Annotated in this window: 10 protein-coding genes (1 of these 10 cut by a window edge); 4 read left to right on the top strand and 6 right to left on the bottom strand. The window is 71.1% G+C overall.

Features of this window, described 5'->3' with window-relative positions; genetic code table 11:
- The 3 genes from FHX78_RS27585 to FHX78_RS27575 all read left to right on the top strand — a co-directional run.
- On the top strand, window positions 1-577 hold the 3' portion of the coding sequence (locus FHX78_RS27585; RefSeq protein ID WP_145870104.1) for a sporulation protein. The gene continues 206 nt to the left of window position 1, outside the view; the window shows 577 of its 783 coding nt (coding positions 207-783); the start codon falls outside the window, past its left edge; the stop codon is at window positions 575-577.
- A 41-nt stretch (window positions 578-618) separates the two neighbouring features.
- A complete protein-coding gene (locus FHX78_RS27580) occupies window positions 619-1,158 on the top strand; it encodes a YbhB/YbcL family Raf kinase inhibitor-like protein (protein ID WP_145870103.1) in 540 nt (179 codons plus the stop codon).
- Between the two features lie 198 nt (window positions 1,159-1,356).
- The gene (locus FHX78_RS27575; protein ID WP_145870102.1) at window positions 1,357-1,863 is read left to right on the top strand and encodes an HNH endonuclease; all 507 of its coding nucleotides are present in this window, start codon (window positions 1,357-1,359) and stop codon (window positions 1,861-1,863) included.
- A gap of 115 nt (window positions 1,864-1,978) precedes the next feature.
- Here FHX78_RS27575 and FHX78_RS27570 read toward each other — a convergent pair whose 3' ends face one another.
- The 3 genes from FHX78_RS27570 to FHX78_RS27560 all read right to left on the bottom strand — a co-directional run bounded on the left by FHX78_RS27570 (window position 1,979) and on the right by FHX78_RS27560 (window position 4,404).
- Window positions 1,979-2,935, bottom strand: a complete 957-nt coding sequence (locus tag FHX78_RS27570) for an SPFH domain-containing protein (RefSeq protein ID WP_145870101.1) — start codon at window positions 2,933-2,935, stop codon at window positions 1,979-1,981.
- 144 nt (window positions 2,936-3,079) lie between these two features.
- Entirely contained in the window at window positions 3,080-3,511 is a 432-nt protein-coding gene (locus FHX78_RS27565) for an NfeD family protein (protein ID WP_145870100.1), read from the bottom strand.
- Window positions 3,512-3,606: 95 nt separating this feature from the next.
- On the bottom strand, window positions 3,607-4,404 hold the full coding sequence (locus FHX78_RS27560) for an ABC transporter ATP-binding protein (protein WP_145870099.1): 798 nt from the start codon (window positions 4,402-4,404) through the stop codon (window positions 3,607-3,609).
- Between the two features lie 161 nt (window positions 4,405-4,565).
- Here FHX78_RS27560 and FHX78_RS27555 point away from each other — a divergent pair, with 161 nt between their 5' ends.
- Window positions 4,566-5,348, top strand: coding sequence for a hypothetical protein (locus FHX78_RS27555; protein WP_145870098.1), 783 nt, complete (start codon window positions 4,566-4,568; stop codon window positions 5,346-5,348).
- Window positions 5,349-5,570: 222 nt separating this feature from the next.
- Here the strand turns inward: FHX78_RS27555 and FHX78_RS27550 are convergent, their stop codons facing one another.
- The 3 genes from FHX78_RS27550 to FHX78_RS27540 all read right to left on the bottom strand — a co-directional run bounded on the left by FHX78_RS27550 (window position 5,571) and on the right by FHX78_RS27540 (window position 7,754).
- Window positions 5,571-5,816, bottom strand: a complete 246-nt coding sequence (locus tag FHX78_RS27550) for a chaplin (RefSeq protein ID WP_142196211.1) — start codon at window positions 5,814-5,816, stop codon at window positions 5,571-5,573.
- A gap of 158 nt (window positions 5,817-5,974) precedes the next feature.
- On the bottom strand, window positions 5,975-6,616 hold the full coding sequence (locus FHX78_RS27545; protein ID WP_145870097.1) for a response regulator: 642 nt from the start codon (window positions 6,614-6,616) through the stop codon (window positions 5,975-5,977).
- The gene (locus FHX78_RS27540; protein ID WP_145870096.1) at window positions 6,609-7,754 is read right to left on the bottom strand and encodes a GAF domain-containing sensor histidine kinase; all 1,146 of its coding nucleotides are present in this window, start codon (window positions 7,752-7,754) and stop codon (window positions 6,609-6,611) included. The genes FHX78_RS27545 and FHX78_RS27540 overlap by 8 nt, the downstream gene beginning before the upstream one ends.
- Between the last annotated feature and the right edge of the window lie 8 nt (window positions 7,755-7,762).

Below are 7,762 nucleotides of genomic sequence, written 5' to 3'. Positions count from 1 at the left end.
GGACATCGAGTTCACCAAGACCCAGCTCGGCGGGGCCTTCGAGCTGCAGGCGGGCGCGGTGCACGCGGTGCAGTTCGGGCTGGAGATCCCGTGGGAGACGCCGATCACCATGATCGACGGTCAGGCGCTGCGCGGGATGAACATCGGGGTGAGCACCGAGCTGGCGATCGCGCGGGCCGTGGACTCCGGTGACCTGGACCCGGTGAACGTGCACCCGCTGCCGGCGCAGAAGGCGATCCTGGACGCGTTCATCCAGCTGGGCTTCCGCTTCAAGAACGCGGACATGGAGCGCGGGCACATCCGGGGCACCCGGCAGAAGCTCCCCTTCTACCAGGAGATCGAGTTCCTGCCGCCGCAGCAGTACCGGGGGCTGAACCAGGTCGAGCTGAGCTTCGTGGCCGACGAGCAGGCCATGGACGTCGTGCTGGAGATGGACAAGAAGCCGGGTCTGTTCAGCGAGGGCAGCGACACCTTCCGGTCCTTCAAGGTGGGGCTGAACGACTACCAGGGCACCGATTGGACGGCGTACCTGAACCAGTGGCTGTCGGAGGTCGGCAGCAAGCGCAACTGGTTCTAGGCTCGGTCCCCACTGAACGCAGACGATCAGGAGGTACCGAGGTGACCGAGCTCAAGCGGCGGCCGCTCCCCCATGACTTCCATCCGCCCGTGCCGTCGTTCACGGTGACGAGCGACGATGTGAAGGAGGGGGCGACGCTCAACGAGGCTCAGGTCCACGCGGCCGGCAACACCTCGCCGCACCTGCGGTGGGAGGGTTTCCCGCCGGAGACCAAGAGCTTCGCCGTGACCTGCTACGACCCGGACGCCCCGACGGGCAGCGGGTTCTGGCACTGGGTGGTGTTCGACATCCCGGTCTCGGTGACGGAGCTGCCGGCGGGTGCGGGCAGCGACGCGTTCGAGGGGCTGCCGGCCGGTGCCGTGCACGCGCGCAACGACTACGGCAGCAAGGACTTCGGCGGTGCCGCGCCGCCGCCCGGGGACGGGCCGCACCGGTACGTGTTCACCGTGTACGCGGTGGACCAGGACAAGCTCGGTCCGGACACGGACGCCTCCCCCGCGGTCGTGGGATTCAACCTGCGGTTCCACACGCTGGCGCGGGCGCAGCTGATCGGTGAGTACGAGGTGCCCGCCGGCTCCTGAGCACGTTCAGGGTTCACGGAACGTTTGCCCGCTCCTGGTCTTGGAATTGATCAGGAGCGGGCATTTTTGTTGCCGGGGGTCGCGGGGGTCACCTCCCGCAGGAGCAGCAGATATTGCGTTGTCCATCTCGGCGTGCCCGGCCAGAGTTGATCCCAGCCCGCCGAGGGGTGGGCCGGTGCACACGGGAGGTGGGCTGGTATGCGGGACACGCTGGTACTGAACGCGAGCTTCGAGCCGTTGTCGACGGTGACGCTGAACCGAGCCGTCGTTCTGGTGCTTCAGGACAAGGCCGTCGTCGAGCAGGCCCACCCCGAGCTGCGGATGCGTGGAGCCGCCGTCGACATACCGGCGCCCCGGGTGATCAGGCTCTGCCACTACGTGAGGGTGCCGTTCCGAAGACGAGCGCCGTGGTCGAGGCGGGGCGTCCTGGTGCGGGACCGGCACCGGTGCGCGTACTGCGGTCGGCGGGCGACGACCGTGGACCACGTGGTGCCGCGGTCGCACGGCGGGCAGGACACGTGGCTGAACACGGTCGCCTCGTGCGCGGAGGACAACCACCGCAAGGCGAACCGGACGCCGGAGCAGGCGGGGATGCCGCTGCTGCGGGAGCCGTTCGAGCCGACGCCGGCCGATGCGATGCTGCTGGCGCTGGGCACCGAGGACTTCGAGGCGCTGCCGGAGTGGCTGGCGCTGGACGCGGCGTGAGGGTTCCGCCGTAGGGCTTGGACGGTTTCCCGGCCGTGCGCCGGGGGTGGCTGAAGACACGGTTCCCCGCGCCCCTTCGGGGGTGCGGGGAACCGTGTCCTGTGTCGGAGGGCCGTCAGTCGATGGAGGGCTTCTCGCGGCGTTCCTGGGAGGGGACGGTGCCCGCCGGGTTTCCGTTGCCGCCCGAACCGCCGCCCAGGCCGCCGAAGTTGCCCATGGCGCCGGAGAGGCCCTTGAGGGCGTCGCCGATCTCGCTGGGGACGATCCAGAGCTTGTTGGCGTCGCCCTCGGCGATCTTGGGGAGCATCTGGAGGTACTGGTAGGAGAGCAGCTTCTGGTCCGGGTCGCCGGCGTGGATCGCCTCGAAGACCGTACGGACCGCCTGGGCCTCGCCCTCGGCGCGCAGGGCGGCGGCCTTGGCCTCACCCTCGGCGCGCAGGATCTGGGACTGCTTCTCGCCCTCGGCGCGCAGGATCTCGGACTGCCGGACACCTTCGGCCTGGAGGATGGCGGCGCGCTTGTCACGGTCGGCGCGCATCTGCTTCTCCATCGAGTCCTGGATGGAGGTGGGCGGTTCGATGGCCTTCAGCTCGACGCGGTTGACGCGGATGCCCCACTTGCCGGTGGCCTCGTCGAGGACGCCGCGCAGGGCCGCGTTGATCTCCTCGCGGGAGGTGAGGGTGCGCTCCAGGTCCATGCCGCCGATGATGTTGCGCAGCGTGGTGACGGTGAGCTGCTCGATCGCCTGGATGTAGCTGGCGACTTCGTAGGTGGCCGCGCGGGCGTCGGTGACCTGGTAGTAGATGACCGTGTCGATGTTGACGACCAGGTTGTCCTGGGTGATCACCGGCTGCGGCGGGAACGGGACGACCTGTTCGCGCAGGTCGATGCGGTTGCGGATGGTGTCGATGAACGGGACCACGATGTTGAGGCCCGCGTTGAGTGTCCGCGTGTAGCGGCCGAAGCGCTCGACGATGGCGGCGCTCGCCTGCGGGATGACTTGGATCGTCTTGATCAGGGCGATGAAGACCAACACCACCAGGATGATCAGGACGATGATGATCGGCTGCATCGTCGGTTCCCCGTACCCTTCTTCGCCTCGGCGCGTTCGGCAGATCCTATGCGGTGAGATCTTGTCATTGAGGATCTTGCTGGTCGAGTCTGACAGACAGTCGGGCAACTGGGGGGTCGTTCCCGCCAGTTGTGTTGCGGGAGGTCACATGATGATCGCCGTGGCTCCCTCGATGTCCACGACGTCCACTTCCTGTCCCACTTCGTAGGCGCGTCCGGAGTCGAGGGCGCGTGCCGACCAGACCTCGCCGGCCAGCTTGATCCGGCCGCCGGTGCCGTCGACCCGCTCGAGGACGGTGGCCTGTCTCCCCTTCAGGGCGTCCACTCCGGTGGCGAGTTGGGGCCGCTGGGAGCGGTGTCTGCCGGCGATGGGCCGTACGACGGCGATGAGGGCGGTCGAGACGACGGCGAAGACCACCACCTGGGCGACGGCGCCGCCGCCGAAGATGCCGGAGACCACTGCCGCGGCGACGGCGCCCACCGCGAGCATGCCCAGTTCGGGCATCGCGGTGATCACCAGCCCGATGCCGAGTACCGCCGCGCCGATCAGCCACCACAGCCATGCGTCGATGTCCACGTGGTCATGGTAGGTCCGCACACCCGGTCGCGGACAGGGCGCGATCGCGGTGAACGGGCCTGGCCGCCGCGGGGGTTGCCGTCGGGCCGGGAGGTTCAGGCCATCGGGAGGCCCTGCGCGGTCCAGCGGTCGCCGACCTGCTCGACGACGAGCGGCAGGCCGAAGCAGAGCGAGAGGTTGCGGGAGGTGAGTTCGAGCTCCAGCGGGCCGGCGGCGAGGACCTTGCCCTGGCGGATCATCAGGACGTGGGTGAAGCCCGGGGCGATCTCCTCGACGTGGTGCGTGACCATGATCATGGAGGGGGCGATCGGGTCGCGGGCGAGGCGGCCGAGGCGGCGTACGAGGTCTTCGCGGCCGCCGAGGTCGAGGCCGGCGGCGGGCTCGTCGAGCAGCAGCAGTTCGGGGTCGGTCATCAGGGCGCGGGCGATGAGGGTGCGCTTGCGCTCGCCCTCGGAGAGGGTGCCGAACCGGCGGTCCAGGTAACCGGACATGCCGAGGCGGTCGAGGAAGGCGCGGGCGCGCTGCTCGTCGACGTCCTCGTAGTCCTCGTGCCAGCCGGCGGTCATGCCGTAGGCGGCGGTGAGCACGGTCTGCAGGACGGTCTGCTTCTTGGGGAGCTTGTCGGCCATGGCGATGCCGGCGATACCGATGCGGGGGCGCAGCTCGAAGACGTCGGTGCCGGGGGTGCCGAGGGTCTCGCCGAGGATGGAGGCGGTGCCCTTGGTGGGGTAGAGGTAGCTGGACGCCACGTTGAGGAGGGTGGTCTTGCCGGCGCCGTTGGGGCCGAGGATGACCCAGCGCTCGCCCTCCTTGACCGACCAGGAGACCTGGTCCACCAGAGCCCGGCCCTCACGGACCACGGATACGTCCTGAAGCTCCAGAACATCGCTCATGAGCGCGTTGTCTCCCCTTGCAGTGTGGCCGGTCTCGGCTGTCGCGTACGCCTGTGGTCGGTCCGCCGCACCCGTGGGCGCAGCCCTTCATGAAATCTACGCCACTGGTCGGGCGGGGCATTCCATCGGTCCGGTTGTTGGGCTCTGTCTAGGCTGGGGGCATGCTCTCGGAACCTCGCTCTGGACGCCTTGCCGCTTGGGGAAATGCCCTGCTTGCCGGACTTGTCTCACCGGATGACGCCGTGCTCGCCGTCGTCGGCGAGGACGCGGTGCACCGGGTGGAGGGGTTGCCGGGTGAGAGCGCGCCCGTGGGGCTCACGCTGGCGCTGGGCCGGTTGCGGGCGCTGGGGGCGAGCGGGCTGCGGGTGGCGCTGCCGGCGCCGGGGCATCCGCTGGGGCTGAGCGGGCCGCCGGAGTTCAACGCGCGGGCGCTGGAGGCCGAGGAGGCGGTGGTCTGTCACGGGGCCGCGCTCGGACTGGTGCCGGAGGTGTACGAGGCCGGGCCCGAGGGTGATGTGCATGTGGAGGTGGTGTGGCACTGCCTGCCGGTGCGGGAGGCGCCGCCGGCGGATGTGCCGTCGCTGGGTGAGGCGGAGCGGGAGCTCGCGGAGGCGCTCAGGGAGGCGACGGAGGTGCTGACGCGGCTGGACGTGGCCGGGTCGGGTCCTGTGGCGGAGGCCGCGATCGACGCGTACCGGGCGCGGGCGGAGCGGGGGCGTGAGGTGCTGGCGCCGGGGTATCCGCCGCGGGCGGTGCGGGTGCTGGAGCTGGCACAGCGGGTGGGGGTGCTGGTGTCGCTGGCGGGGGCGCATGGGGACGGGGGTGCGGTGAGCGCCTCCGAGATGGCGGCGCGGGGGGCCGCGTTGCGGCCGGTGGAGCGGACGGCTCGGCGGGCGCAGGTGGCGGCGTACAACTCCGTTGTGGAGGAGCGGGGGGTGGGGTGAGGTCCCTCCAGGTGGGGCGCGCGTGCGTGTGGGCCGGGGGTGGGGTGCGCTGCCCGGCGCGTACGGGGTGCCGTCGCGCCCACCCTCCCCCACCCTCGGCTTCGCTCAGGCGGGGGGACCCCCATCGCCCCGGCGGCACGGCTGCCCGCGGCTGGGGGCGGTAGGACGTTCGGCCTCCCGGGTGGGGCCGGGAGGCCGGGGTCACCGGTTTCGGGACAGGGGTCAGTCGTTGACGGCCACGTTGCCGAAGGCCGGGTTCAGCGCGCCGATGACGTTGACGCTGTTGCCGGACACGTTGACCGGGACGTCGACCGGGACCTGGATGACGTTGCCGGAGACGACGCCCGGGGAGCCCACGGCCGTGCCGTCGGCGTGGCTGCCGTCGGTGGCGGAGGCCATGCCGGTACCGGCGGCGAGCAGTCCGCCGGCCATCATCGTCACGGCCGCTGCCTTCTTCAGGTTCTTCACTTTCCGAGCCCTCCTTGCGATCACCGCGGCAGGCGCCGCGGCACGCACTGGAGAACGGTGGACGCCGACGATGGATACGGCCGTCCGGGGGACATTCCCACGACGGTATGAATCTCGTATCGGAGGGGAACCTTCCGCCCGGCCCGTGGCGTCCGGGGTCAGCCGGCCACTCCGTGGCGTACGGCCCACAGGGCGGCCTGGGTGCGGTCCGCCAGGTCGAGCTTCATCAGGATGTTGGACACGTGGGTCTTCACGGTCTTCTCGGAGAGCACCAGGGCGCGGGCGATCTCCCGGTTGGCGCGGCCGTCGGCTATCAGGCCCAGCACCTCGCGTTCCCGTTCGGTGAGGGATCCGGCGCGTCCCGGGCCGGAGTTGGTCTCCTCCTGGGACAGCAGCGCGCCGGCGACCTCCGCCTGTAGGAGCACGTGCCCGGCGTGCACGGAGCGGATGGCTCCGGCGAGCGCGTCGGGGTCGACGTCCTTGTAGACGTAGCCGGCGGCGCCCGCGCGCAGGGCGGGGACCACGGTGCGCTGTTCGGTGAAGCTGGTGACGATCAGCACCCGCGCGGGATGCTCCAGTTCGCGCAGCCTGCGCAGCGCCTCCACGCCGTCCATGCCCGGCATCTTGATGTCCATGAGGATGACGTCGGGCTGCAACTCCGCCGCCAGGGCCACCCCTTCCGCGCCGTCCGCGGCCTCGCCGACGACCCGGATGTCGTCCTGCACCTCGAGGAAGGTGCGCAGTCCCCGGCGTACCACCTGGTGATCGTCGACCAGCAGGACCGTGATTGCGTCAGCCACCGGGGACCTCCATCTCGATCGTGGTGCCCTTGCCGGGCGCCGATTCCACGGTCAGCCTGCCGCCGACCCCGCTCGCCCGGTCCCGCATGGAGACCAGGCCCAGATGGCGCCCCGCGCTGCGGACGATCCGCGGGTCGAAGCCGCTGCCGTCGTCGCTGACGCGCAGGACCGCCCCGGCGCCGCGGCGGTCCAGGGTGACGTCGACGTGGTCGCCGCCGGAGTGCCGCAGGGCGTTGTGCAGCGCCTCCTGGGCGACGCGCAGCACCGCCTCCTCCTGGGTGGCGGGCAGGGCGCGTACGCCGTGTCCGGTGAAGGTCACCCGCGCGGAGTGCGCGCGGTCCAGGACCTGTATCTGTGTGCGGAGCGTGGCGACCAGGCCGTCCTCGTCGAGGGCCGCGGGGCGCAGCTCGACGACCGCCGCGCGGAGTTCGTCGGCGGCCTCCGCGGCCAGGGCGGCGACCTGCTGGAGTTCGCCCTTGGCCCGTGAGGGGTCGCGGTCGACCAGGCGGGCGGCGGCCTGGGCGGTGAGCCGCAGGGAGAAGAGTTTCTGGCTGACGGCGTCGTGGAGCTCGTGCGCGAGGCGGGAGCGTTCCTCGGCGATGGTCAGTTCGCGGCTGCGTTCGTAGAGCCGGGCGTTGGTGAGGGCGATCGCCGCGTGCTGGGCGAGGATGCCGAGCAGTTCCTCGTCGTCCTCGGTGAAGCCGCAGGTGCCCTCGGGTTTGGGGCACCTCTTGTTGGCCAGGAACAGGGCGCCGATGACCTCGTCGCCGTCGCGGATGGGCAGGCCGAGGAAGTCGGCGAGTTCGGGGTGGGCGCTCGGCCAGCCCTCGAAGCGGGGGTCGCGGCGCACGTCGGCGAGGCGCTGGGGCGTGGCGTCGCGGAGCATGGCGGCGAGGATGCCGTGCTGGCGCGGGAGGGGGCCGATGGCCTTCCACTCGTCGTCGCTGACGCCGTCGACCACGAACTGGGCGAAGCCGCCGTGGTCGTCGGGCACGCCGAGCGCGGCGTACTGGGCGTCGAGGAGTTCGCGGGCCGAGGCGACGATCGTCTTGAGGACGTCGCGCACCTCGAGGTGCCTGCTCATGGCCAGCAACGCGGAACTCACCGCGGCGAGGCCGGACCGGGGGCCGTGGCTCATGTCCTCAC

Origin of the sequence: Streptomyces capillispiralis, assembly GCF_007829875.1 — a bacterium.
Lineage (GTDB): Bacteria > Actinomycetota > Actinomycetes > Streptomycetales > Streptomycetaceae > Streptomyces > Streptomyces capillispiralis.
The sequence above is the reverse complement of the archived record's forward strand: the minus strand, read 5'-3'. Positions and strand labels throughout refer to the sequence as shown.